Source organism: Kribbella sp. NPDC104218, assembly GCF_055584105.1.
The window spans coordinates 132,712-155,681 of sequence record NZ_JBVJMQ010000005.1 but is presented as its reverse complement, the minus strand read 5'-3'; the positions used below and the strand labels follow the sequence as shown (position 1 = coordinate 155,681).

Genomic DNA, 22,970 nt, shown 5'->3' with positions numbered 1-22,970 from the left:
CGCTGCGCGCAGCACGGCGCGGGGGCGGCACGGTGGTGTGGTGGGCGGGGGCTCCGCCCGCTGATCAGCTGCGGATTCGGCTGAGGAACTCTCGGGTGCGGGGTTCCTGGGGGTTGTCGAGGACTTGAGCGGGTGGGCCTACTTCCAGCGGGCGGCCTTGGTGGAGGAAGCAGACCCGGTCGGCGACCTCGCGGGCGAAGGACATCTCGTGGGTGCAGACGAGCATCGTCATCCCTTCGCGTTTGAGGTCGCGGAGGAGGTCGAGGACCTCGCCGACGAGTTCGGGGTCGAGGGCCGAGGTGACTTCGTCGAGGAGGAGCAGCTGGGGGTTGTTGACCATCGCCCGGGCGATGGCGGCGCGTTGCTGCTGGCCGCCGGAGAGCTCGTCGGGTCTGGCGGTGGCTTTCTCGGCGAGCCCGACGCGGGCGAGCATGGCGAGGGCCTGGGTGCGAGCGACATCACGAGGGACGCCGTGGACGCGGATGGGAGCGAGAGTGATGTTGTCCAGGACGGTCAGGTGCGGGAAGAGGTTGTAGGACTGGAAGACGAATCCGATCCCGGAGCGAACCTGGTCGGCGTTCACCCGCGGGTCGGTGATGTCACGACCAGCGAGCTCGACGACGCCGTCGTCCACCACCTCGAGCAGGTTGACGCACCGGAGCAACGTCGACTTCCCCGACCCGGAGGCGCCGATCAGGACGACGCACTCCCCCTCGGCGACGTCCAGGCTGAAATCCTGGAGGACGACGTTCGCGCCGTACGACTTCCGCACTCCGCGCAGCGACAAGAGCGTCATACCGGTCCCCCTCCGACGCCGTACCAGCCCTGCCTCCGCGCGACGTAGTCCGTCAGCCGGGTCAATGGGATGGTCAGCGCGACGAACAGCAGCCCCGCCACGACGTACGGGGTGAAGTTGAAGTCGATCGCGGTCTCCAGCTGGGCGGCGCGGATGGCGTCGATCACGCCGAGGACCGCGATCAGGCCGGAGTCCTTCTGCAGGCTGACGAAGTCGTTCAGCAGCGGCGGCAGCACCCGGCGCACCGCCTGCGGCAGGACGACGAAGCGCAGCGTCTGCCGATAGGTCAGCCCAAGCGACCGCGCCGCGGCCCGCTGCGACGGATGCACCGACTCGATCCCAGCCCGGAACACCTCCGCGACGTACGACGAGTAGGTCAGCACGAGCGCCGCCCCACCCCAGATCACCGCGTCGGTCGGCAGCCCGCGCAACTGCAGCGCCGGTACGCCGAAGCCCAGCAGGAAGATCACCAGCAGCAACGGCAACCCGCGGAACACGTCCGTGTACGCCGCCGCGAACACCCGGAGCGGGAAGAAGATCGGCCCGCGTAACGTCCGCAGGATCGCCAGCGTCATCCCGATCAGCACGATCAGCACCGCGCAGACCAGCATCACCCGGATGTTCAGCCACAGCCCCTGAGCGACCGTCGGCAACGCCTCCCAGGCCCGGTCGACGTTGAAGAACGTCTCCCGGACCCGCGGCCAGCCCGGGGTCGAACCGATGCCGAAGGCAACCAGCACGAGCAGCACGACCGAGCTGCCGGCCGCGATCCAGGTCGAGCGCCGCGCCTGCCGCCGCCGGTACGCCGTCCGTTCCTGCTGCAGCGCCGAAGGTTCCCAGCTCATGAGAGCTCGGGGGCGCCTTCCTCGGTCAGGTACTGCTGCTGCAGTTTCGCCAGCGTGCCGTCGGCCTTCAGCGCGTCGACAGCCTGGGACACGCAGCCGGTCAGCTTCGAGTCCTTCTCCAGCACGAACCCGAACTGCTCGGCCGTCCCGGACGCCGGGAGCTGGCCGACGATCTTGCCGTCGTCGAGCTGGGCCGCGGTCATGTAGAAGGCGGTCGGCAGGTCGACGACGATCCCGTCCAGCTGCTTGTTCTTCAGCGCCTGCACGGCCAGGTCGTTGGTGTCGTACGCCGCCACCTGCTGCTTGGGCTTGATCTGGTCCTTGGCGACCGTGTAGCTCGTCGTCCCGACCTGGGCGCCGAGTTTGGCGTCGGCGAGCTCGGCGACCGACTTGGCGTTCGCGATCTTGCTGCCCGCGGTCGTGATCACGGTCTGCCGGACGTCGTAGTACCCGGACGAGAAGTCGACCGCCTTACGGCGCGCGTCCGAGATCGACACCTGGTTGACGTCCAGGTCGAACTTCTTCGGGCCCGGCGCGAACGCGGCGTTGAACTGCACGGTCTGCCACTTCACCGCGTCCTTGGCGAAGCCGAGCTTCTCAGCGACCGCGTAGGTGACCGCCGACTCGTAGCCCTGGCCGTTGGCCGGGTCGTCCTTGCTGAACCACGGCTCGTAGGCCGGCTTGTCCGTCCCGACCGACAGCGTCCCGGCCGTCTTCACCGCCAGCTTGTCCTTGCTGCAGGCATCGGCCCCGCTCGGCGCCGGCGTCCCGCTCGACTGGTCCTCCGGCGCACAAGCAACCACACCGAGTAGCAGTACGGCCGCCGCGATCCCCAACACACGCGAAGTCATGGTCAGAAGCGTACGCGTCAACGACGTCTGTACGCCGTAGGGCTACTCCCCGTGGACAGCCGGAATCTAGTGGAGAAGTAGAGGGGGTCGGGGTAGCCGACTTCGGCGGCGACGGAGGCGATCGAGCGGGTGGTGAGTTCGAGGAGGCGGCGGGCGGCGTCGATCCGGCGGCGTTCGACGAACTGCTGCGGGGTGATGCCGAGCTGGGCGCGGAAGAGGTGCGCGAAGCGGGAGACGGAGAGGTTGGCGGCGCGAGCCAGATCGGTGAGGTCGAGCGGGGCTTTGAGGTTCTGGTCGACGAGCTCGATGGCGCGCAGCAGGCGGTCGTCGATGCGGACGGCCTTCGGATTCTGCGTGTCACACCAGAGCAGGGCGGCTTCGAGGGCGTTCAGGCTGAGCAACTCGCCTTGAGGCAGGACGCTGCGCTGGAAACGGACCGCGTCGCGCAGGTGGTCGGCGATCCGATCGGTGTTCGCGGGCCGGAGCAGGAGGATGCCGGGAGCAACGACCGGCCAGTCCAGGAGCAGGAGCCATTCGGGCTTGGGGTGCAGGTGCGCGTACAGGAAGTGCCAACGCTCCCCCACGGTCCCGTAGTCGTGCAGTGTGCCGGGCCGGACCAGCACGATCGTCCCTGGTTCGGCCGCGACGGCGCTGAAGTGACCGGCGCCGTCCAGGGTCAGCACGAGCAGCCAGTCCGTCGTCCCGCGCCGCCGGAACGTCCGGTACTCCGGTCCTTCGTCGAACTCGCCGGTGACCAGGCGACGTACGACCGGCGAGGGCGACTCAGCAGGATCTCGAAGGTTCACAGCGTCATAGCCTATCGCCGGGCCAGGCTCGGCGAGCCGATCCTGAAGGTATGACAGCACTTGCCGAGATCTACGCCGCCGAAGGCGTCGTCCAGGTCCCCCAGCTGCTCGGCCTGGCCGAGGTCGCGCAGGTCCGGGCCGCCTTCATGGAGCAGGTCGAGTCCGACCGCTCGATGGACTTCGACGACGGCATCCCGGACGGCGACCCGCTGGCCCGGTACCCCCGCTTCGTGCACCCGCACCGGCGGACCGACGTCGAGGCCGGCCGGCTCGCCCGCGAGCTGATGCTCGACAGCCGGATCCTCGATGTCGTCAGCACCCTGATCGGCCCGCCGCTGGCCGCCCAGTCAATGTTCTACTTCAAGCCGCCGGGCGCCCGCGGTCAGGCGCTGCACCAGGACAACATGTTCCTCCGCGCCGATCCCGAGACCTGCCTGGCGGCCTGGATCGCGATCGACGACGTGGACGCCGAGAACGGCGGCCTGGCCGTCGTCCCCGGCTCACACCGGACCGAGCTGGTCTGCCCCGAGGCCGCCGACCTGACCGAGTCCTTCACGAATGCCGAGGTCCCGATCCCGGCCGGCCTGCACAAGGTCCAGACCAAGATGACGGCCGGTGACGTGCTGTTCTTCCACGGCAGCGTCGTCCACGGATCCCGCCCGAACAGCAGCGCCGACCGCTTCCGCCGGTCGCTGATCTTCCACTACGTCCCGGAAGCCAGCACCGAGATCGCCGCCTTCTACAACCCCCTCATCCGCCCCGACCACCAGCCGACCACCCTCCCCGAAGCCATCGGCGGCGGCCCGTGCGGCGACTACGGCGATCAGGAACCGTAGATCGACACCCCGATGAAACACCCGAGCCAGGTGAACCCGAGCAACCCGGCCGAGAATCCGACCAACCGCAGCAGCGCCGTCCGGTGCGACCATTTCTCGGGATCCCGGAACTTCAGGCCGGGCCGGGGCAGGTTGGGGCCCGCGTAGCGTCCCCAGTCCTCGAGCACGTACGGCGGGATCGTGAGCCGGTCCAGGGCGGCGAGGCCGCGGGTCAGCGATTCGGTCAGCGGACTGCTGTCGTACAACGCGATCACCCGGCCGTCGACGGCCAGGCCGATCGGCCGGGCGTGGAGCAGCACCTCCATGTTCCGTGGGTGCAGGACGGCCATCAGGTAGCGCGGGTCCTCGCCGATCACGTCGAAGCTGCGGTTGAACTCACCGCTCTCCAGCGTCAGGTCCGATCGGGTCAGCCCGCCCGGCCGGACCTCCAGGGTCGGCAGGTTGAAGTCCACCAGCCGGACGAAGGCGCTCAGCCGGACCCGGCGGGCGACCAGCCAATGCCATTTCACCCAGCGCACCTCGAAGGCGACACCGGTCGGCGTCCGTACGGCGTCCCGGGTGCTCCGGGCCACGCCGACCGGCAGCGGCAGGATCGGCAACTGCAGTTTCCTGGTCGGGACCACCTGCCAACCGTTGCGCCAGGCAAGCTCTCGCAGCGCGCGGGACGCCCGCCGCGGCCAGGTGTAGACGAGGTACACCGCGATCAGGAGCAGCGCCACCAGCAGCGGGACGACGGCGATCGTCGGCATCGGCCCGCTGTCGTAGACGACCCAGAGCACCCGCAGGATGGCCGCCAGCACACCGGCCAGCGCGATCCAGCGACCGACCGGCGCCGCACTCGCACCGGCCCACACCAGCAGCCAAGCCACTGGCAGGATCGTCAGCGAGAAGGTCGTCATCAACGACGTCCATTCCGGCCAGTCCGCGCCGACGAAGTCGTCCATCGGGTACAACGCGGCGTGCGTGAAGATCATCAACAACCGGGAGCCGAGCGCCGGCAGTTCTCCCGGCTTGAAGATCTTTCCCATTTATCCGCCGTAGATCCGCACCGCCGCCAGGCAGGACAGGTAGGTGAGACCGAGCAGGCTCGCGGCGAAGAAGAACAGCCGGGCCAGGATGACGTTCGCGGGGAGGTCCGGTACGCGGAAGCGGAGACCCTGGCCGGGGGTGGCGCCGCGGTAGTGGCCGTAGTCCTCGGCGACGTGGGACGGGATGGAGAGCCGGTCGAGGGCGGTCAGGCCGCGGGTGAGCGAGTCGGTCAGCGGGCCGTCGTCCGACAGCACGAGGGCAGCGCGGTTGACGGCCAAGCTGATCGGCCGGGCGTCGAGGAGCGCTTGCAGGTTCCGGGGGTGCAGAGTCGCCATCAGGTAGCGCGGGTCGTCGCCGATGACGTCGAAGCTGCGGTTGAACTCACCGCTCTCCAGCTCCAGATCGGAGCGCGCCAGCCCACCGGGCCGGACTTCGAACGGCGGTAGCGCGACGTCGAGAACCCGGGCGAAGACGCTCAACCGGCGCCGGTGGGCGATCAGCCAGTGCCACTGCAGCCAGCGCACCTCGAAGGCCACGCCGCCGCTCGGCGTCCGGACGGCGTCGCGGACGCTCCAGGCCGGGCCGACCGGGACCGGCAGCGCCGGCAGGTTCAGCTTGCGGGCGTCCTCCACCTGCCAGCCGTGCCGTGCGGCGAGGTCTCGGAGCGTACCGGACGACCGGGGCCAGGTGTAGACCAGCCACACCGCGATACCCAGCAGGAAGAGCAGCACCGGCAGTACGGCGACCGTCGCGGACCAGCCGCCGTCGTACGCCGTCCACAGCACGCGGAGCAGGACACCGCCGACCGCGACGGCCGAGATCCAGCGAGCGGCCGCCAGCCCACCGGACGACATGATGATCAGCCACATCGCTGCCGGAATCACCGTGATACCGACCATGAACATCGTCGACTGCCAGCCCGGCCAGTCGGCGCCGACCTGACCGGGCATGAACATCAGTCCGAGGGTCAGCGCGAAGTGCAGGAACAGCATGCAGCCGGCGAACACGTACCCCGCGAACTTTTCTCGCACCTGCGGAAGTGTGCCAGGTGCGCGGTCCGTCAGACCTTCGCGTAGTCCCGGAAACCGCGCGCCGTCTTACGGCCGAGGTAGCCGGCGGTGACCAGGTGCTCCAGCAGCGGCGCGGGGGCGAAGCCGGGCTCGCGGAACTCCAGGTAGAGCGTGCGCTGGATGGCGAGCGAGACGTCGAGACCGACCACGTCGAGGAGCTCGAACGGGCCCATCGGGAGGCGGCAGCCGAGTTTCATCGCGGCGTCGATGTCGTCGACGCCGGCGTAGTGCGCCTCGAGCATCCGGACGGCGTCGTTCAGGTACGGGAACAGCAGCGCGTTGACGATGAAGCCGGCCCGGTCGCCGCAGCGGACCGGGTGCTTGCCGGCGGCAACGGCCAGGGCGGCGACGGTGTCGGCGACGTCCGGCGCGGTGGCGACCGTGCTGACCACCTCGACCAGTTTCATCACCGGGGCCGGGTTGAAGAAGTGCAGGCCGACGACCGCGGCCGGGCGCCTGGTCGCCATCGCCAGGTCGATCACCGGCAGGCTGGACGTCGTCGTGGCCAGGATCGCGGTCGGCTTGCAGATCTCGTCGAAGGTCTCGAACAGCGCCTGCTTGACGCTCAGCTCCTCGACGACGGCCTCGATCACCAGGTCGGCGTTGGCCAGGTCGTCCAGGCGCGCGGTGCCGGTGATCCGGCGCAGCGCCGCGTCGCGCTCCTCCTCGGAGAGCTTGCCGCGCTGGACGCCCTTCTCCAGCGAGCGCTCGAGACCCGCCCGAACCTTGTCCACCTTCTCGGTGCCGCGAGCGACGTACAGGACGTCGTACCCGGCCTTGGCGCAGACCTCGATGATGCCGACGGCCATCGTGCCGGAGCCGACCACGCCGACCTGCTGGATCGGGCGGATCGCCGTCTCGGCGCCGTTCGGCTTCGGGGTCTGGTCGTCGTCGACGACGACCGGCGAGTCCGGTGCCTCGTAGGTGTAGAAGCCGCGGCCGGTCTTACGGCCGAGCAGGCCCGCGGTGACCATCTGCTTGAGGATCGGGGCAGGGGCGTGCAGGCGGTTGCGGCCCTGCTTGTACATCGTGTCCAGGATCTCGTACGCCGTGTCGAGGCCGATCAGGTCGAGCAGGGCCAGCGGGCCCATCGGGTAGCCGCAGCCGAGCCGCATCGCGGCGTCGACGTCCTCACGGGTGGCGTAGTGCGACTCGACCATCGAGACGGCGTGGTTGAGGTAGCCGAACAGCAGCGCGTTCGCGATGAACCCGGCCCGGTCGGCCGCGACCACCGGCACCTTGTCGAGCCGGCGGGCCAGCGCCTGCACGTCCTCGACGACATCCGGCTCGGTGACGACCGTCTTGATCACCTCGACGAACTCCTGCACCGGAGCCGGGTTGAAGAAGTGCATCCCGACCACGCGGCGCGGCCGCTGGGTGGCGACCGAGATCTCGGTGACCGACAACGACGACGTGTTGGTGGCGAGGATCGCGTCCTCGCGGACGATCTTGTCGAGCGCCGAGAAGATCTCCCGCTTCAGCTCGAGCCGCTCGACCACGGCCTCGATCACCAGATCGCAGTCGGCCAGCGCCTCCAGCGACGTCGCGAAGCTCACCCGGTCGAACAGCCCCTGCTGGTCCTCGACCGACAGCTTCCCGCGCTTCACCGCCCGGTCGGTCGAGTGCTGAATGTGCCCCCGCCCGCGCGCGACCGCCTCGTCGTCCCGCTCCACGCCCACGACGGTCAGCCCGTTCCGCGCGAACACCTCCGCGATACCGGCGCCCATCGTGCCGAGACCGACCACACCCACCGTCTGCAGTTCGCGACCCATGCAGGCACTATGCCAGTCCCCCACTGGTCCAGCCCATGAGCCAAGTCACCTCGGCTCATCAAAAACTACCGGCGAGTCCAACCAGCGAGTCACCAGCTCCCCCGGATCCGATACGGCGGCCAGCGCCGCACCGATCGGCTTCGGCCGCAGCTCCACAAACCGCCGCGGCGACAACCACATCGCCCGATAGCTCCCCGCCTCAGAGTCCACCGAACTGCCCATCTCCGGCCCGCCCCCGGTGCCGAAGACACCGCCGACCGCCTCAGCCAGGAAGTAGTGCTGCGTCTGCAGACCGAAATGCACCACCGCGACCAGTCCATGGATCGCCACCTGGACGCCGAGCTCCTCGAAGCTCTCCCGGCGGGCCGCCTCGGCCGCAGTCTCGCCGTCCTCCAGCTGACCGCCGGGCAACGTGTAGTACGTCGTCCCCGCTCGGACCCGCTCGATGACCGCGACCCCATCGGGTGAGAAGAGCAGGACGCCGGCGCGGAGCGTCTGTTGGAAGGCTTCAGTCACGGCTGGTCCGGCGTGCGGGGCAGCTGCGTCCAGCCGTCGCCGGTGTGCTCGACCAGCGCCGGCAGCCGCAGTCCGAGGTCGATGCCCAGCACCACCACGGTCTCGCCGCGGTGTTGGTCCGAGATTGTCTGGAGCTCCCGCTCCGGATCTGCGGTCAACTCCGGTACGACGGTCAGGCGTACGCCCAGTCGTTCCGCCAGCCGCGCACCGGCCGCGGCGTCGAAGGTCGCCGCGTAGACCTGTGCCACCCGCTCCGCGACCTCGGCTGTGTCCCCCGGCAGGAGCAGAATCCGCGCAGGACACATGAGGTTCATGCCAACCACCTTCGCACGTCGAAGTGCTGTACCGTCACTCCTCGTGCGCTTGGTGATTGCTACGTGTTCCGTTGACTACTCCGGCCGGTTGACTGCTCATCTGCCGATGGCTCCGCGGCTGCTGATGGTGAAGGCGGACGGGTCGGTGCTGATCCACGCCGACGGCGGTTCGTACAAGCCGCTGAACTGGATGTCGCCGCCGTGCAAGCTCGTCGTGGACGAGGACGAGAACGTGTGGAGCGTGACGAACAAGGCCGGTGAGGAGCTGCGCATCACGCTCGAGGAGGTGCACAGCGACACGGCGTACGAGCTCGGTACCGATCCCGGCCTGATCAAGGACGGCGTCGAGGCGCACCTGCAGGAGCTGCTCGCCGAGCACGTCACCACCTTCGGCGAGGGCTGGACGCTGGTCCGCCGCGAGTACCCGACCGCGATCGGCCCGGTCGACCTGCTCTGCCGGGACGCCGAGGGCAACCACGTCGCCGTCGAGATCAAGCGCCGCGGCGAGATCGACGGCGTCGAGCAGCTCACCCGCTACCTCGAACTGCTCAACCGCGACCCGCTCCTGGCCCCGGTGCGCGGTATTTTCGCCGCACAGCTGATCAAACCCCAGGCCCAGTTCCTGGCCGCCGACCGCGGTCTCGAGTGCGTGACGGTCGACTACGACGCCCTCCGCGGCATGGAGTCCGACGTACTGCGTCTGTTCTGACCCCAGGAGCCCCTCATGCCACCCGAACCGGCGAACCCCTTCGAAACGGCGCTGAGCTGGGCTGTCTGGCTCGCGCTGCCGCTGGCAGCCATCGCCGCCGTGGTGATCGTGCTCCTGGTTGTTCGATCCCAGCGCAAGCGCCGCCAGCCGTTCCCACCCCAGTTCCAGCAGCCCTACCCGCCGCAGCACCAGCAGCAGTACCCCGGTCAGCAGTACCCCGGTCAGCAGTACCCCGGTCAGCCGCCGTACCAGCAGCCCCCGCCCCAGCCGCCGTACCAGCCGTAAGGCTGACATCTCAGGTTTCTTGCCCGATTTCGGGCAGGATGTTGGCTTTTCGGTTTCTGGCGCTGCAGAGTTGTCGGGTGATCAGTGAGGCGGCGGCAGCGCCGGTGGACGAGCTGGCCGAGCAGGTCAGCCGGACGACCGGGCTGTCCGCGGACGACGCGCGACGAGTGGTCGCGGACGTGCTGGCGTACTTCACCGAGACCGCCGAGGAGTACGTCCGGCGCCGGCATCGTGAGTTGCAGACCTACGGCGCCCGCAACGACGAGATCTTCGCGCGGGTGGGCAGCGAGCTGCGGCACTGGCCCGTGCGCTCGCCCGAACTCTCCGCCCGTCAGCTGCGACGGATCGTCTACGGCTGACAGCAAGCAAACGACCTTCGAAAGGCACCAACACATGTGCGGAATCGTCGGGTACGTCGGCACCAAGCCGGCCGCGCCCATCCTGGTGGACGGCCTGGCCCGGCTGGAGTACCGAGGCTACGACTCGGCGGGCGTGGCCGTCATGGGATCCAGCGAGCTGAAGGTGCACAAGGACGCCGGCCGGGTCCGGGAGCTGGAGGCCTCGCTGCCGAAGCGCTTCGGCGGCAAGCTCGGCATCGGCCACACCCGCTGGGCCACCCACGGCGGCCCGAGCAAGGACAACGCGCACCCGCACGCCAGCGGTAACGAGCGGATCGCCGTCGTCCACAACGGCATCTTCGACAACGCCGGCGCGCTGCGCAGCCAGCTCGAGGACGCCGGCGTCAAACTGCGCTCCGAGACCGACACCGAGGTCCTCGCGCACCTGATCGAGCAGTCCGACGGCGCGACCCTCGAGGAGAAGGTGATGGCCGCGCTGCGCCGGATCGAGGGCACCTACGGCATCGCCGTGGTCGACCTCGACTTCCCGGACCGGATCGTCGTCGCCCGTAACGGCAGCCCGCTGATCCTCGGTATCGGCGACGGCGAGATGCACGTCGCCTCCGACGCGGCCGCGCTGATCCGCTACACCCGTCAGGTCGTCTACCTGGACGACGGCGAGATGGCGACCGTCAAGGCCGACGGCTACCGCACCTTCACCCAGGACGCCTCGCCGACCACCAAGACCGCCAAGACGGTCGACTGGGAGGCCGACGAGTACGAGCGCGGCCTGCACGAGCACTTCATGATGAAGGAGATCCACGAGCAGCCGGACGCCGTCGGCCGCGCGCTCCGCGGCCGGCTGGACGAGCGTTTCCACACCGTCCACCTGGGCGGCCTGAACATGGACGCCCGTGAGGCGCGCGAGATCAAGCGGGTCAAGATCCTCGGCTGCGGCTCGGCGTACTACGCCGGTCAGATGGGCGCGCAGTTCATCGAGGAGGTCGCCCGGATCCCCGCCGACGCCGAGCCGGCCTCGGAGTTCCGCTACCGCAACCCGGTCGTCGAGCGGGACACGCTGTACATCGCGGTCAGCCAGTCCGGCGAGACGCTGGACACGCTGGTCGCCGTCCAGGAGCTGAAGCGCAAGGGCGGCCGGGTGATCGGCCTGGTGAACGCGGTCGGTTCCAGCATCGCCCGCGCCGTCGACGGCGGCGTCTACCTGCACGCCGGCCCGGAGGTCTCGGTCGCCTCGACCAAGGCGCTGACCAACATGGCCGTCGCGTTCGCGATGCTCGGCATCCACCTCGGCCGGATCCGCGATGTCTCGCCGGCCGACGGCCGCCGGCTGATCGAGGGCCTGAAGAAGCTCCCCGAGCACATCGCCTCGATCGTCGCCCAGGAGGAGCAGCTGGCCGAGATCGCCGGTCGCCTCGCCCAGCACGAGAGCCTGTTCTTCGTCGGCCGGACCCGCGGTTACCCGGTCGCCCGCGAAGGCGCGCAGAAGCTCAAGGAGATCTCCTACCGGCACGCCGAGGCGTACCAGACCTCCGAGCTCAAGCACGGCCCGCTCGCGCTGATCTCGCCGGACGTCCCGAGTGTCGCGATCGTCCCGCAGGACGAGCTGCTCGACCGCAACATCGGCGCCCTGCACGAGATCGCCGCCCGCTCCGGCCCGCTGTACGTCGTCACCCACCCGGACGTCGACGTCCCGGACGGCGTCGCCGCGCAGATCGTGGTCCCGAAGAACGAGCCCGAGCTGGACCCGATCCTGCTCACGATCCCGCTCCAGATCCTCGCGTACTACGCCGCCGTCGCCCTCGGCCACGACGTCGACAAGCCGCGCAACCTGGCCAAGTCCGTCACCGTCGAGTAGTCCTCGACTCCGCCCGCGCCCCTGCCCGATCGGCAGGGGCGCGGAGCTTGCGGACGACGGGGAGCAGCAGGACGAGCAGGAGCAGGACGAGGACGGTGGCCGAGATCGGGCGGGTGAAGAACCCGGCCGGGTTACCGCCGAAGATGAGCAGGGACTGGCGGACGGCGGTCTCCAGCAGGCTGCCGAGGACGAACGCGAGCACCAGCGGGCCGGGCTCGAAGCCGAACTTCTTCAGCAGGTAGCCGAGGACGCCGAAGCCGATCACCAGGAAGATGTCGAAGACCTGGTTGGCCACCGTGTAGACGCCGATCAGCGTGATCAGCACGGTGATCGGGGCGAGGATCGCGGGCCGGACGCGGAGGATCTTCACGAACAGCCCGACCATCGGGATGCTCATGATCAGCAGCAGGACGTTGCCGACGTACATCGAGTTGACCACACCCCAGAACAGGTCCGGGTGTTCGGTGATCAGCTGCGGGCCGGGCGGGATGCCGTGGATGAGCAGCGCGCCGAACAGCAGCGCCATGGTCGCGTTCGCCGGGATGCCGAGGGTGAGCAGCGGGATGAACGACGACGTCGCGGCCGCGTTGTTCGCGGTCTCCGGCGCGGCGACGCCCTCGACCGCGCCCTGGCCGAATCGCTCGGGCTGCTTGGCCCGGCGCTTCTCGACGGCGTACGCGACCAGGGACGACAGCGTCGCGCCGCCGCCGGGCAGGACGCCGAGGGCGAACCCGATGACCGAGCCGCGGCCGATCGCGCCGCTCGACTGCCTGAGATCCGCGCGCGACGGCCAGGCGTTGCCGACCGTGGCCGGCGCCGGGGCGGTGCGATGCCGCTCCTCCAGGTTGTGCAGGATCTCGCCGAGCCCGAACAGGCCCATCGCGATCGGCACGAAGTCGATGCCGTCGGCAAGGTTCAGGGTGTCGAAGGTGAACCGGCTCGCACCGGTGAAGGTGTCCCGGCCGACCGTTGCCAGCAGCAACCCGAGCCCCGCGGCGATGAGCGCCTTCGTCCGCCCGCCGTTGCCGACAGTCGCCACCAGCAGGACGCCGAACAACGACAGTGCCGCGTATTCCGGCGGCCCGAAGTCGAGCGCGACCGCGGCCACCAGCGGCGCGAGCAGGGTGAGCCCGACGATCGACACGGTGCCGCCGATGAACGAGCCGATCGCGGCGACGCCGAGCGCCGTCCCGGCTCTGCCCTGTCTGGCCAGCGCATGGCCGTCGAACACGGTGACCACCGAAGAGGCTTCCCCGGGCAGTCTCAGCAGTACCGACGTGATCGTCCCGCCGTACTGGGCGCCGTAGAAGATGCCCGCCAGCAGGATGATCGCCGACACCGGCTCCACGCCGTAGGTGACCGGCAGCAGGATCGCGATCGTTGCCGCCGGCCCCAAGCCGGGCAGGACGCCGATCAGCATCCCGATCACGACGCCGATCAGGCAGTACAGCAGGTTGAGCGGCTCAAGGAACTCCATCAGATCAACCGCGGCAACGGAATCTCGAGCAGGACCACGAACAACCCGTAGAAGGCCGCGACCGTCCCCACGCTCACCACCGCCGACAGCCCCCAGGCCTCCTTACCCAGCACGCGCATCCAGCCGAGCACCAACAGCAGCGAAGGGATCTCGAACCCGACCAACGGCAACAGCACGGCGAACAACACCAGGCAGACCACAACCCCCGCCGTCCGCAAACTCGCGGTGGTGAACCGCTCGGTATCCGCCGCGCCGCGCCCGGTCACCCCGAGCACCACGGCAAGCCCGGTGATCAACACACTGACGGCGAACGGCCACAACCCCGGCCCCGGCGCAGTGAGCCGTCCCAGCCCGAGCGACCACGAGCCGACCAACCCGGCAACCCCGACAGCCGCGGCGACAACCGCGGCGCCGACCTGATACCAAGCCCCGCCGGGAGCGGGCCCGTCCTCGGTCACTTCTTCGCGCCGAGAGTGATCTTGTACTGGTCGAGCTGGGCTTTGTACTTGGCGGCGTACTGATCGAGGATCTTGTGGACCTCGTCGGGCGTGACCTCGATCGGCGTCAGGCAGTGGTTGTCGTTGAACTGCCGGTAGGCCTCGGTGGCGAAGGTCTTCTTCGCGGCGTCGGCGAGCTTGGTCTTGACGGCGTCCGGCGTACCTTTGGGCGCGGTCAGGAAGCGGTACTGGGAGACGACGACGTCGTACCCCTGCTCCTTGGCCGTCGCGACCTCCGGGAGGAACTTGATCCGCGCGTCCGAGAAGACCGCGATCGGTACGACCTTCTTCGCCTTGATCTGCGCGATGCTGTCCCCGACCTGGATGGTCGCGACGTCGATCTGACTGCCCAGCAACGCGGTCAGCGCGGGCGCGCCGCCGTCGAACGGGACGTCGGTGGCCGGGATCCCGGCTTGTTTGAAGGTCAGCGCCGAGGCCAGCTGCGCGCCCGTCCCGACCCCGGTGGTCCCGTACTTGAGGTTCTTCCCGCCCTTGCGCAGATCCGCGATCGTCTTCGCCCCGGACGCCGCCGGCGCGAGCAGCACGAAGTCGTCCTGCGAGATCCCGCCGATCAGCTCGAAGTCGTCGATCGAGACCGCTTCGGCGGCCGACACCGCGAGCGGCGTGATCGTGAACAGCGACGCGTTCTGGACGGCGATCCGGTAGCCGTCCGGTTTCGCGGCGGCCAGCTCCTTCGCGTTCAGCGCGCCGTTCGCGCCCGGTTTGTTCACCACCGGTACGGCGACGCCCAGCTCCCGGCCGATGCCCTCGGCAATGGCCCGGGTGATCAGGTCGGTACTGCCGCCGGGCGCGTTGCCGACGCTCATCTGGATGTTGCCGGTCGGGTACTCCCCGGCCCCACCCCCGGCGGTCGTCTTCACTCCGCCGCAGCCGGTCAGGAGGACTCCGGCGGCCGCGATCAGCACTGCGTGGCGGTTGAGCTTCATTGCGTGAGCGTAGGAACGCCCGTCGATGCGTGTCCAAGGCTGTTTAGGCATCGAGTGATACCTTTCGGGAATCATGTTCTCGCTCGACCAGCTGAGTGCGTTCGTCGCCGTCGCCGAGGAGCTGCATTTCGGCCGCGCCGCCGAGCGGCTCAGCATGACGCAGCCGCCGCTGAGCCGGCAGGTCCAGAAGCTGGAGCGGGCCGTGGGCGTCCGGCTGCTCGAACGGGACAACCGCCGCGTCGTGCTGACCGAGGCCGGGCAGGCGTTCCTGACCGAGGCCCGCCGGATGCTCGCGCTGGTCGAGACCGCGGGCGACCTCGCCCGCCGCGTCGACAGCGGCGCCGCCGGGACGCTCCGGCTCGGCTTCACCGCCGTGACCGCGATCCGCACCCTCGGCCCGTTCCTCCGCCGGATCTCCGAGGAGCTCCCGGACGTCGACGTGATCCTGCACGAGCGGGTCACCCCGGCGCAGGTCGACGGTCTCCTGCACGGCGAGCTCGACCTCGCGCTCGGCCGGCCGCCCTTCGACACCACGCTTCTCGACTCCCGCGTCGTCGTCCGCGAGTCGCTCCGTGCCGTCCTGCCCATCGGCCACCGGCTCGCGACGCTCGATCGCACGCTGACCGCGGCGGACTTCGCCGACGAACAGGTGATCAGCTACGACCCGGCGCGCGCCGGCTACTTCCACGAGCTGACGGTCCGCTTCCTGGCCGGCTCCCAGCACCGGATCACCCAGCGCGTGCAGCAGGTCCTCACCGTCGTCCTCCTGGTCGCGGCCGGTCGCGGGGTCGCGCTCGTCCCGGAGTCCGCGCTCGATCTCGGCGTGCCGGGCGTGACGTACCGCGAGATCGCACTCCCCGGCGAGCCGGTCGAGCTGCACGCGATCTGGCGGCGGGAGTCGACCAGCCCGGTCCTGCGCCGGGTGTTATCGATGCTCTCAGAGCATCAATAGATCCAAAAGCAGTCTTGGACAGGTATCCACCAGACTTCCTACGCTGGCCAGGTGACCCCCACCGAACTCGCCGCCCAGCTGAAGACCGGACTGCTCTCGTTCCCGGTCACGCCGTTCCACGACGACCTGACCTTCAACGAGACCGCCTACCGTGAGCACCTGTCCTGGCTCAGCCAGTACGACGTCGCCGGGCTGTTCGCCGCCGGCGGGACCGGTGAGGGCTTCTCGCTGACCCCGGCCGAGATCGACACCGTCGTCCGTGCAGCCGTCTCCGAGGTCGCCGGCAAGGTGCCGGTGATCGCCCCGGCGACCGGTGGGACGGCGGCCGCGATCGAGCAGGCGCGCGCCGCCGAGGCCGCGGGCGCCGACGGGCTGTTGCTGCTGCCGCCGTACCTGACCGAGGCCGGGCAGCGCGGCCTGGTCGAGCACGTCTCGGCCGTCTGCCGCAGCACCTCGCTCGGCGTCGCCGTCTACAGCCGGGCCAACGCGATCCTCACCGACGTCTCGGTCGCGGAGCTTGCCGACCGCAACGACAACCTGGTCTGCCTGAAGGACGGCGTCGGCGACATCGAGCAGATGACGCGGACCTACGCGCGGGTCGGCGACCGGCTCACCTACATCGGCGGCCTGCCGACCGCCGAGACCTTCGCGCTGCCGTTGCTGCAGCTCGGCGTCAGCACCTACTCGTCGGCGATCTTCAACTTCGTCCCCGAGTTCGCGCTCGGCTTCTACGCCGACGTCCTGGCCCAGGACCGCGACGCGGTGTACCGCAAGCTGAACGACTTCGTCATCCCGTACCTCGACATCCGCGACCGCGCCAAGGGGTACGCCGTCTCGATCGTGAAGGCCGGCGTCCGCGCGATCGGCCGCGACGCCGGTCCGGTCCGCCCGCCCTTGCAGGACCTCACCGCGGACGAGTTCGCCCAGCTCACCGACCTGATCGGCCGCGTCAAGTGACGCCGACGATCGCCTCCGTCGAGGTCGTCCCGGTCGCGGGCCACGACAGCATGCTGCTCAACCTGAGCGGCGCGCACGGCCCGTTCTTCACCCGCAACATCGTCATCGTGACCGACAGCTCGGGGAACACCGGCCTCGGCGAGGTCCCCGGCGGCGCGAAGATCGCGGCCACGATCACCGCGGCCGCCGAGCTGCTGATCGGCCAGGAGATCGCCCGCTACCGGCAGCTCCTCCGCACGATCTCGACGACCTTCGCCCACCAGGACGCCGGTGGCCGCGGCCTGCAGACCTTCGATCTCCGGACGACGGTGCACGCCGTGACCGGTGTCGAATCCGCGCTGCTCGACCTCTTCGGCCAGTACGTCGGCGTCCCGGTCGCGGAGCTGCTCGGCGACGGCCAGCAACGTACGCACGTACCGGTCCTCGGCTACCTCTTCTACGTCGGCGACCCCGCGCAGACCGATCTGCCTTACCTGGTTGACGATTCCGGGCCCGATCGCTGGTCCCAGCTCCGCCGCCGACCGGCGCTGACGCCCGAGGCCGTGGTCGTCCTGGCCGAGGCCGCGCAGGAGCGCTACGGCTTCGCCGACTTCAAACTCAAGGGCGGCGTCTTCGCAGGCGCTCGCGAGATCGAGGCGGTCCGCGCGCTGGCCGCCCGCTTCCCGCAGGCGCGGATCACCATCGACCCGAACGGCGCCTGGCCGGTCCGCGAAGCCATTGCCCTGTGCAACGGTCTGGACGACGTCCTGGCCTATGTCGAGGATCCGTGCGGCGCCGAGCCCGGCTTCTCCGGCCGCGAGACGATGGCCGAGTTCCGGCGGGCGACCGGGTTGCGGACGGCAACGAACATGATCGCCACCGACTGGCGCGAGCTCGCGCACGCGATCCGCTCCCACGCCGTCGACATCCCACTGGCCGACCCGCACTTCTGGACGATGGCCGGTTCGGTCCGCGTCGCCCAGCTCTGCGCGGACTTCGGCCTCACCTGGGGCTCACACTCCAACAACCACTTCGACATCTCGCTGGCGATGTTCACCCACACCGGCGCGGCCGCGCCCGACCCCATCACCGCCCTCGACACGCATTGGATCTGGCAGGACGGCCAGGCCCTCACGACCGATCCGCTGCAGATCGTCGACGGCCGGATCGCCGTCCCGACCGCTCCCGGTCTGGGCGTCACCCTGAACCGCGAAGCGCTGGCGGCAGCCCATGAGCGCTACCTCGAACATGGACTCGGTGCTCGCGACGACGCGATCGCCATGCAGTATGTGATCAAGGACTGGAGTTTCGATCCGAAGCGTCCCTGTTTGGTGCGCTGATGTTCATCCGTCGTTGATCGAGGAGCCTTGCATGCGTTGGCAGAAGCCGCTCGCCACTGCTGTCGTTCTCACCACTCTGACCACCACCCTGACCGCGACCGCCACTCCCCCGCCGGCCGGCGGCGCGTGTTCGCCCGACGCCCGCTTCCTGGGGTTCAGCGACGCGCTGAACAAGACGACGTACGACGGCCAACCGGTCGCGGGGCTGTCGGCGCTGAACCTGACCGGCCCGAACACCGCGACCGCGCTGGTCGACAACGTGCTCACCACCCCGGCCCGCGTCTTCCAGCTGAAGGTCAGTAGCAAACCGACCGTGAGCGTGACCGGGATGACGATCCTGAAGCGTCCGGACGGGACGCCGTACAACGGGCAGGACTTCGACGGCGAAGGGCTCGTCGTCGAGCGCGGCAACCGGACGATCCTGGCGACGTCCGAGCGGGAGCCGTCGATCCGGCGTTTCCGGCTCACGGACGGCAAGGAGCTCGCCTCGCTGCCGGTCCCGGCGCGTTTCCAGGTCGCGCCGGCCGGTGAGGCAGCCTCGAACGGGACGTTCGAGTCGCTCGCCGCCAGCCGGGACGGACGGTCGCTGTTCGCCGGGATGGAGGCGCCGCTCGCACCGGACGGCGCTGATGCGAACCGGATCATCCGCTACACGGGCCGCTCGGGGCATGGTTACCAGCCGACCGCGCAGTACGCCTACAAGACCGACGCCGGTCTGTCGCTGGTCGAGCTGGCCTGGGTGAGCCCGCAGCAGCTGGTCTCGATGGAGCGGACGTTCGTCGCGGGCGTCGGCAACACGATCCGCGTGTTCAGCGTCTCGCTGCGGCACGCGACCGACGTCACGCGGCGCGCTTCGCTGGCCGATGCGCCGTCGAAGGTCTTCCTGCGGAAGAAGCTGCTGTTCGATCTGGTGAACTGCCCGCCGTCCGGTGCCGTCGCCAACCAACCGCAGCCGAACCCGTTGCTGGACAACGTCGAAGCGCTCGCCCTCGGCGGTCACCTGCCCGGCGGCCGGCGGCAGCTGTACCTGCTGTCCGACGACAACATCAACCCGGCGCAGATCACCCGGCTCTACTCGCTGGCCGTCGACCTGCACTGAGGCCGCCATGGCGTAACCGCCACGATCACGTGACAATGTGTGAATGCGCGTGATCGTGGTGGGTGCCGGCGTCATCGGGTTGAGTTGTGCGGTCCGGCTGGCCGAGAGCGGGTACGAGGTCGCGGTGATCGCGCGCGATCTGCCGTTGGAGACGACGTCGGCGGTGGCCGGGGCGATCTGGTCGCCGTACCTGGCCGGTCCGGTCGAGCGGGTGGCCGCCTGGGCGCGGACGTCGTACGACGAGTTCGTGAAGCTGGCCGAGCAGGAGTCGTCGGTGCAGCTTCGCCACGGGCGGGAGCTGTACGTCGAGCGGACGCCGGAGCCGGCTTGGGCAGATGTCCTGCCGGATCTGACCCGGGTGGCGTCGCCGCCGGTCGGGTTCGCGGATGGGCTGGCGTTCACGACTCCGGTCGTCGAGATGCCGATGTACTTGCCGATGTTGGTGAAGCGGTTGGAGGCCGCCGGTGGGACGCTGACGCGCGCCGCGCTGTCCGGCCTGCCGAGCTCGGCCGATCTGGTGGTGAACTGCGCCGGGCTGGGCGCGCGGCTGACGGCGTCCGACTCGACGGTCACGCCGGTGCGCGGGCAGGTGCTGAGCGTCGCGCAGTGTGGGCTGACCGAGTGGCTGATTGCGGGTGACACCATCGTCGTTCCGCGGTCGAACGACGTGATCGTCGGCGGCACGAGCGAGGCCGGAGACTGGACGCTGGCGCCGGATCCCGAGCGCAGTAAGGCGATTTTGGCGCGGGCGGCGACCTTCGTGCCCCAGTTGCGGACGGCAACCGTCCTGCGGGAGCGGGTGGGGCTGCGGCCGACCCGGCCGGAGGTTCGATGCGAGCTGGTCGGCGACGTCATCCACTGTTACGGACACGGCGGCTCCGGGGTGACGCTGTCGTGGGGCTGCGCCGACGAGGTGCTGGCGCTGGCCAATGGGCGCTGAGCGTCCGATCATCCTCGACGGCGGGATGTCGAACGCCCTCGAGGATCGCGGCCACGACCTGTCCGACGCGCTCTGGTCGGCGCGGCTGCTGAAGGACGCCCCCGGCGAGATCGCCGCCGTCCATCGGACGTACTTCGCGGCGGGCGCGATGGTGGCGACCACCGCGAGCTATCAGGCGAGCGTGCCCGGTTTCGCGCAGGCCGGCGTCCCGGCGCCGGAGGCGGAGCGGCTGATCAGCTCGAGTGTGCGGATCGCGCGCGACGTTCGGGACGAGTTCGACGACGACCGGCTGGTGGCCGCCTCGGTCGGCCCGTACGGCGCCTTCCGCGCGGACGGCTCGGAGTACCGCGGCCGGTACGGCGTCCCGGCGTCCGCCCTCCGCGACTTCCACGGCCCGCGGATGGAGCTGCTGATCGACGCCGGTCCGGATCTGCTCGCGATCGAGACCATCCCGGATCTCGACGAGGCCGAAGTCCTCGTCGAGCTGCTGCGCGAGCTCGACTTCCCCGCCTGGTTCGCCTACTCCGCCGCTGACGGCGCGACCCGCGCCGGTCAGCCGCTCGCCGACGCTTTCGCGCTCACCGCCGTCCCGCAGATCGTTGCTGTTGGCATCAATTGCTGCGCCCCGGGCGACGTCCGCGCAGCCGTCGCCAGCGCCGTCGCGGTCACCTGGCGCCCCGCGGTCGCCTACCCCAACAGCGGCGAGACCTGGGACGCCGAAGCCCGGCGCTGGACCGGCAGCCCGGCCGACTTCGCCGCCCTCGCTCCGACCTGGGTCGCCTCCGGCGCGGCTTACGTCGGCGGCTGCTGCCAGGTTGGGCCCGCTCAGATCAGTGAGTTGGCGAAAGCCTTAGACGCCCAGCACCTGGCAAAGTAGGTCGAGAGCGCCCGGGTAAGCGTGATCGGGTGGGGTGCCGTACCCCACGATGACGGCTTGGCGGGTGGTGGGCGTCGGGGCGTGGTGGTAGGTGGACATCGAGGCGAGGCCGAGGCCTTGGCGAGCGGCGCGGGCGACGATGTCGTCGGCGTCGGTGGGGACGTCGAGGAGAACGTGCATGCCGGCGGAGATACCGGCGACCTCGACTTTGGGAGCGCGGACGGCGAGCAGCTCGACGAGGCGGTCGCGGCGCCGGCGGTAGTGCAGCCGGGAGCGTCGAACGTGCCGGTCGTAGTGGCCGGAGGCAATGAACTCGGCGAGCACGAGCTGCTCCAGAGTGGCGGTCTGGTAGTCGCTGACGCGTTTGGCGGCGACAAGCGGCTCGAGCAGATGTTGCGGGAGCACCATCCAGGCCAGGCGGACGCCGGGGGCGAGGCTCTTGCTGGCGGTGCCGGTGTAGAGGACGCGCTCGGGGTCGAGCGCCTGTAGAGCTCCGACGGCCTGCCGGTCGTACCGGAACTCACCGTCGTAGTCGTCCTCGATCAGCACCGCTCCGGTCTCGGCAGCCCATTCCACCGCCGCAGTACGCCGCTCCGGCGACAGCGGGACGCCGGTCGGCATCTGGTGCGCCGGAGTCAGCAGAACGGCCTGGCCGGCCAGATGGGCCACATCGGCGCCGTGCTCGTCGAGCGGGATCGGAATCGGCTGGAGGCCGCGGGCGCGGATCACGTCGCGGTGCACCCCGTAGCCGAACTCCTCGGTGCCGATCGTCGTCCCACCGAGGTTCTTGACGGTCTCACAGAGCAGGCTGAGCGCCTGGACGTAGCCGGAGCAGATCAGGATGCGCTCCGGGTCGGCGCGGACGCCGCGCGACCGGGCGAGGTAGTCGGCGAGCGTCCGGCGCAGCTCGATCCGGCCGCGGGGGTCACCGAGCGCGAAGGCCTCGTTCGGCGCCGCCATCCAGGACTTGCGCGCGGCGGCCAGCCACTCGCCGCGCGGGAACGTCGACACGTCGGGTGAGCCCGGCCGGAGGTCGTACCGGTACGTCGTCTCCTGCGGCACGGTGGTGGCCGGCTGCGGGGGCACAGCCGCTCGGCTGGCGACTACAGTCCCGGAACCCTGGCGGGCGGTCAGCCAGCCTTCGGCGACGAGCTGACCGTAGGCGTCGGCGACCGTGTTCCGGGCGATCCCGAGGTCCTTGGCCAGCGATCGCGACGACGGCAGCCGCGTGCCGGCGGCCAGCCGGCCACTCCGGATCGACGCGTGCAACGCGCGGACCAGGTCGCTCCGGCCGCGGGACGCAGCCAGGTCGAGATGCAGGTCCGCACCGGAATTGGCCCCTGATTCCTCCATGGAAGTGGACCATACACCTGGGCCGATCCAGGCCTACGGTGGTCATATGACAACACGACGTGTGAAGCTGGCCAACCTGGCCCCGGAGTTCTACCAGGCGATGATCGCCCTCGACGCGACCGCCGGTGTCGGTCTGGACCCGCTGCTCGCGCACCTGGTGCGGGCCCGCGCCTCCCAGGTGAACGGCTGCGCGTACTGCACCGACATGCACTCGCTGGACTACCTGCACGAGGGCGGGATGCAGCAGAAGCTGAACGTGCTGCCGGTCTGGCGGGAGTCCGCCAACCTGTTCACCGCGCAGGAGCTGGCCGCGTTCGAGCTGACCGAGGCGGTGACGCTGGTCCACGACGGCCATGTGCCGGACTCGGCGTACGACGCGGCGGCCGCACAGTTCGAGGACAAGGACCTGGCCCAGCTGATCGCCTTGATCATCACGATCAACGCCTGGAACCGGATCGGCGTCACCGGCAAGATGGCTCCTGGCCACTACCACCCGAGCTGAGCCGGCG

25 protein-coding genes are annotated in these 22,970 nt (G+C 69.8%); 12 read left to right on the top strand and 13 right to left on the bottom strand.

The window, feature by feature from the left end; genetic code table 11:
* Positions 1-64: 64 nt before the first annotated feature.
* Genes ACZ6ZD_RS34155 through ACZ6ZD_RS34140 form a run of 4 tightly spaced genes read right to left on the bottom strand, consistent with a single transcriptional unit; the run spans position 65 to position 3,298 of the window.
* A complete protein-coding gene (locus ACZ6ZD_RS34155; protein WP_465678443.1) occupies positions 65-796 on the bottom strand; it encodes an amino acid ABC transporter ATP-binding protein in 732 nt (243 codons plus the stop codon).
* A complete protein-coding gene (locus ACZ6ZD_RS34150; RefSeq protein ID WP_465678441.1) occupies positions 793-1,641 on the bottom strand; it encodes an amino acid ABC transporter permease in 849 nt (282 codons plus the stop codon). The genes ACZ6ZD_RS34155 and ACZ6ZD_RS34150 overlap by 4 nt, the downstream gene beginning before the upstream one ends.
* A complete protein-coding gene (locus ACZ6ZD_RS34145; RefSeq protein WP_465678439.1) occupies positions 1,638-2,492 on the bottom strand; it encodes an ABC transporter substrate-binding protein in 855 nt (284 codons plus the stop codon). The genes ACZ6ZD_RS34150 and ACZ6ZD_RS34145 overlap by 4 nt, the downstream gene beginning before the upstream one ends.
* Before the next feature lie 17 nt (positions 2,493-2,509).
* On the bottom strand, positions 2,510-3,298 hold the full coding sequence (locus ACZ6ZD_RS34140; RefSeq protein WP_465678437.1) for a helix-turn-helix domain-containing protein: 789 nt from the start codon (positions 3,296-3,298) through the stop codon (positions 2,510-2,512).
* Between the two features lie 50 nt (positions 3,299-3,348).
* Between ACZ6ZD_RS34140 and ACZ6ZD_RS34135 the strand changes: the two genes are divergently transcribed.
* Positions 3,349-4,134: a phytanoyl-CoA dioxygenase family protein gene (locus ACZ6ZD_RS34135; RefSeq protein ID WP_465678435.1), complete on the top strand. Its 786-nt coding sequence runs from the start codon at positions 3,349-3,351 to the stop codon at positions 4,132-4,134.
* Here ACZ6ZD_RS34135 and ACZ6ZD_RS34130 read toward each other — a convergent pair.
* Genes ACZ6ZD_RS34130 through ACZ6ZD_RS34110 form a run of 5 tightly spaced genes read right to left on the bottom strand, consistent with a single transcriptional unit; the run spans position 4,122 to position 8,835 of the window.
* Positions 4,122-5,162, bottom strand: coding sequence for a hypothetical protein (locus ACZ6ZD_RS34130; RefSeq protein ID WP_465678433.1), 1,041 nt, complete (start codon positions 5,160-5,162; stop codon positions 4,122-4,124). The two genes, ACZ6ZD_RS34135 and ACZ6ZD_RS34130, sit on opposite strands and share 13 nt — an antisense overlap.
* On the bottom strand, positions 5,163-6,194 hold the full coding sequence (locus ACZ6ZD_RS34125) for a hypothetical protein (RefSeq protein ID WP_465678432.1): 1,032 nt from the start codon (positions 6,192-6,194) through the stop codon (positions 5,163-5,165). It abuts the gene before it with no gap.
* 29 nt (positions 6,195-6,223) lie between these two features.
* Positions 6,224-8,005 carry a 3-hydroxyacyl-CoA dehydrogenase family protein gene (locus ACZ6ZD_RS34120; RefSeq protein WP_465678430.1) on the bottom strand — a complete coding sequence of 594 codons (1,782 nt, stop codon included), beginning with the start codon at positions 8,003-8,005 and terminating at the stop codon, positions 6,224-6,226.
* 45 nt (positions 8,006-8,050) lie between these two features.
* On the bottom strand, positions 8,051-8,521 hold the full coding sequence (locus ACZ6ZD_RS34115) for an NUDIX domain-containing protein (protein WP_465678428.1): 471 nt from the start codon (positions 8,519-8,521) through the stop codon (positions 8,051-8,053).
* Positions 8,518-8,835, bottom strand: a complete 318-nt coding sequence (locus tag ACZ6ZD_RS34110) for a hypothetical protein (RefSeq protein WP_465678426.1) — start codon at positions 8,833-8,835, stop codon at positions 8,518-8,520. The genes ACZ6ZD_RS34115 and ACZ6ZD_RS34110 overlap by 4 nt, the downstream gene beginning before the upstream one ends.
* A 43-nt stretch (positions 8,836-8,878) precedes the next feature.
* Here ACZ6ZD_RS34110 and nucS point away from each other — a divergent pair, with 43 nt between their 5' ends.
* The 4 genes from nucS to glmS all read left to right on the top strand — a co-directional run bounded on the left by nucS (position 8,879) and on the right by glmS (position 12,043).
* Complete coding sequence (nucS, locus tag ACZ6ZD_RS34105; protein WP_465678424.1) at positions 8,879-9,544, top strand: endonuclease NucS; 666 nt, start codon at positions 8,879-8,881, stop codon at positions 9,542-9,544.
* Between the two features lie 15 nt (positions 9,545-9,559).
* The gene (locus ACZ6ZD_RS34100; RefSeq protein WP_465678422.1) at positions 9,560-9,829 is read left to right on the top strand and encodes a hypothetical protein; all 270 of its coding nucleotides are present in this window, start codon (positions 9,560-9,562) and stop codon (positions 9,827-9,829) included.
* Positions 9,830-9,906: 77 nt separating this feature from the next.
* On the top strand, positions 9,907-10,188 hold the full coding sequence (locus tag ACZ6ZD_RS34095) for a hypothetical protein (RefSeq protein WP_238175947.1): 282 nt from the start codon (positions 9,907-9,909) through the stop codon (positions 10,186-10,188).
* Positions 10,189-10,222: 34 nt separating this feature from the next.
* Positions 10,223-12,043, top strand: a complete 1,821-nt coding sequence (gene glmS / locus ACZ6ZD_RS34090) for a glutamine--fructose-6-phosphate transaminase (isomerizing) (RefSeq protein ID WP_465678420.1) — start codon at positions 10,223-10,225, stop codon at positions 12,041-12,043.
* Here the strand turns inward: glmS and ACZ6ZD_RS34085 are convergent.
* Genes ACZ6ZD_RS34085 through ACZ6ZD_RS34075 form a run of 3 tightly spaced genes read right to left on the bottom strand, consistent with a single transcriptional unit; the run spans position 12,030 to position 14,964 of the window.
* Entirely contained in the window at positions 12,030-13,520 is a 1,491-nt protein-coding gene (locus tag ACZ6ZD_RS34085) for a tripartite tricarboxylate transporter permease (protein ID WP_465678418.1), read from the bottom strand. The two genes, glmS and ACZ6ZD_RS34085, sit on opposite strands and share 14 nt — an antisense overlap.
* Positions 13,520-13,978 carry a tripartite tricarboxylate transporter TctB family protein gene (locus ACZ6ZD_RS34080; RefSeq protein ID WP_465678416.1) on the bottom strand — a complete coding sequence of 153 codons (459 nt, stop codon included), beginning with the start codon at positions 13,976-13,978 and terminating at the stop codon, positions 13,520-13,522. The genes ACZ6ZD_RS34085 and ACZ6ZD_RS34080 overlap by 1 nt, the downstream gene beginning before the upstream one ends.
* Positions 13,975-14,964 (bottom strand): Bug family tripartite tricarboxylate transporter substrate binding protein, encoded by a 990-nt coding sequence (locus tag ACZ6ZD_RS34075; RefSeq protein ID WP_465678414.1) that lies wholly within the window; start codon positions 14,962-14,964, stop codon positions 13,975-13,977. Before ACZ6ZD_RS34075 ends, ACZ6ZD_RS34080 begins: the two co-directional genes overlap by 4 nt.
* A 73-nt stretch (positions 14,965-15,037) precedes the next feature.
* Here ACZ6ZD_RS34075 and ACZ6ZD_RS34070 point away from each other — a divergent pair, with 73 nt between their 5' ends.
* The 6 genes from ACZ6ZD_RS34070 to mmuM are packed head-to-tail and all read left to right on the top strand — an operon-like array spanning position 15,038 to position 21,108.
* Positions 15,038-15,916, top strand: a complete 879-nt coding sequence (locus ACZ6ZD_RS34070; RefSeq protein ID WP_465678412.1) for a LysR family transcriptional regulator — start codon at positions 15,038-15,040, stop codon at positions 15,914-15,916.
* A gap of 51 nt (positions 15,917-15,967) precedes the next feature.
* Positions 15,968-16,873 carry a 5-dehydro-4-deoxyglucarate dehydratase gene (gene kdgD, locus ACZ6ZD_RS34065; protein WP_465678410.1) on the top strand — a complete coding sequence of 302 codons (906 nt, stop codon included), beginning with the start codon at positions 15,968-15,970 and terminating at the stop codon, positions 16,871-16,873.
* Positions 16,870-18,192 carry an enolase C-terminal domain-like protein gene (locus ACZ6ZD_RS34060; protein WP_465678408.1) on the top strand — a complete coding sequence of 441 codons (1,323 nt, stop codon included), beginning with the start codon at positions 16,870-16,872 and terminating at the stop codon, positions 18,190-18,192. Before kdgD ends, ACZ6ZD_RS34060 begins: the two co-directional genes overlap by 4 nt.
* Positions 18,193-18,223: 31 nt before the next feature.
* Positions 18,224-19,291 (top strand): esterase-like activity of phytase family protein, encoded by a 1,068-nt coding sequence (locus ACZ6ZD_RS34055; RefSeq protein WP_465678406.1) that lies wholly within the window; start codon positions 18,224-18,226, stop codon positions 19,289-19,291.
* Positions 19,292-19,334: 43 nt separating this feature from the next.
* Positions 19,335-20,231, top strand: a complete 897-nt coding sequence (locus ACZ6ZD_RS34050) for an FAD-dependent oxidoreductase (protein ID WP_465678404.1) — start codon at positions 19,335-19,337, stop codon at positions 20,229-20,231.
* Positions 20,221-21,108, top strand: coding sequence for a homocysteine S-methyltransferase (gene mmuM / locus ACZ6ZD_RS34045; RefSeq protein ID WP_465678403.1), 888 nt, complete (start codon positions 20,221-20,223; stop codon positions 21,106-21,108). The genes ACZ6ZD_RS34050 and mmuM overlap by 11 nt, the downstream gene beginning before the upstream one ends.
* Here mmuM and pdxR read toward each other — a convergent pair.
* The gene (gene pdxR, locus ACZ6ZD_RS34040; protein WP_465678401.1) at positions 21,082-22,461 is read right to left on the bottom strand and encodes a MocR-like pyridoxine biosynthesis transcription factor PdxR; all 1,380 of its coding nucleotides are present in this window, start codon (positions 22,459-22,461) and stop codon (positions 21,082-21,084) included. The two genes, mmuM and pdxR, sit on opposite strands and share 27 nt — an antisense overlap.
* Positions 22,462-22,507: 46 nt before the next feature.
* Between pdxR and ACZ6ZD_RS34035 the strand changes: the two genes are divergently transcribed.
* Complete coding sequence (locus ACZ6ZD_RS34035) at positions 22,508-22,963, top strand: carboxymuconolactone decarboxylase family protein (RefSeq protein WP_465678400.1); 456 nt, start codon at positions 22,508-22,510, stop codon at positions 22,961-22,963.
* The last annotated feature ends 7 nt before the right edge of the window (positions 22,964-22,970 follow it).

Excerpts from the sequence above, each read along its gene's own strand:
- ACZ6ZD_RS34155 (WP_465678443.1), bottom strand. The coding sequence starts at position 796 with ATGACGCTCTTGTCGCTGCGCGGAGTGCGGAAGTCGTACGGCGCGAAC.
- ACZ6ZD_RS34150 (WP_465678441.1), bottom strand. The coding sequence starts at position 1,641 with ATGAGCTGGGAACCTTCGGCGCTGCAGCAGGAACGGACGGCGTACCGG.
- ACZ6ZD_RS34145 (WP_465678439.1), bottom strand. The coding sequence starts at position 2,492 with ATGACTTCGCGTGTGTTGGGGATCGCGGCGGCCGTACTGCTACTCGGT.
- ACZ6ZD_RS34135 (WP_465678435.1), top strand. The coding sequence starts at position 3,349 with ATGACAGCACTTGCCGAGATCTACGCCGCCGAAGGCGTCGTCCAGGTC.
- ACZ6ZD_RS34130 (WP_465678433.1), bottom strand. The coding sequence starts at position 5,162 with ATGGGAAAGATCTTCAAGCCGGGAGAACTGCCGGCGCTCGGCTCCCGG.
- ACZ6ZD_RS34120 (WP_465678430.1), bottom strand. The coding sequence starts at position 8,005 with ATGGGTCGCGAACTGCAGACGGTGGGTGTGGTCGGTCTCGGCACGATG.
- ACZ6ZD_RS34110 (WP_465678426.1), bottom strand. The coding sequence starts at position 8,835 with ATGAACCTCATGTGTCCTGCGCGGATTCTGCTCCTGCCGGGGGACACA.
- ACZ6ZD_RS34100 (WP_465678422.1), top strand. The coding sequence starts at position 9,560 with ATGCCACCCGAACCGGCGAACCCCTTCGAAACGGCGCTGAGCTGGGCT.
- glmS (WP_465678420.1), top strand. The coding sequence starts at position 10,223 with ATGTGCGGAATCGTCGGGTACGTCGGCACCAAGCCGGCCGCGCCCATC.
- ACZ6ZD_RS34085 (WP_465678418.1), bottom strand. The coding sequence starts at position 13,520 with ATGGAGTTCCTTGAGCCGCTCAACCTGCTGTACTGCCTGATCGGCGTC.
- ACZ6ZD_RS34075 (WP_465678414.1), bottom strand. The coding sequence starts at position 14,964 with ATGAAGCTCAACCGCCACGCAGTGCTGATCGCGGCCGCCGGAGTCCTC.
- ACZ6ZD_RS34070 (WP_465678412.1), top strand. The coding sequence starts at position 15,038 with ATGTTCTCGCTCGACCAGCTGAGTGCGTTCGTCGCCGTCGCCGAGGAG.
- ACZ6ZD_RS34055 (WP_465678406.1), top strand. The coding sequence starts at position 18,224 with ATGCGTTGGCAGAAGCCGCTCGCCACTGCTGTCGTTCTCACCACTCTG.
- ACZ6ZD_RS34050 (WP_465678404.1), top strand. The coding sequence starts at position 19,335 with ATGCGCGTGATCGTGGTGGGTGCCGGCGTCATCGGGTTGAGTTGTGCG.
- mmuM (WP_465678403.1), top strand. The coding sequence starts at position 20,221 with ATGGGCGCTGAGCGTCCGATCATCCTCGACGGCGGGATGTCGAACGCC.
- pdxR (WP_465678401.1), bottom strand. The coding sequence starts at position 22,461 with ATGGAGGAATCAGGGGCCAATTCCGGTGCGGACCTGCATCTCGACCTG.
- ACZ6ZD_RS34035 (WP_465678400.1), top strand. The coding sequence starts at position 22,508 with ATGACAACACGACGTGTGAAGCTGGCCAACCTGGCCCCGGAGTTCTAC.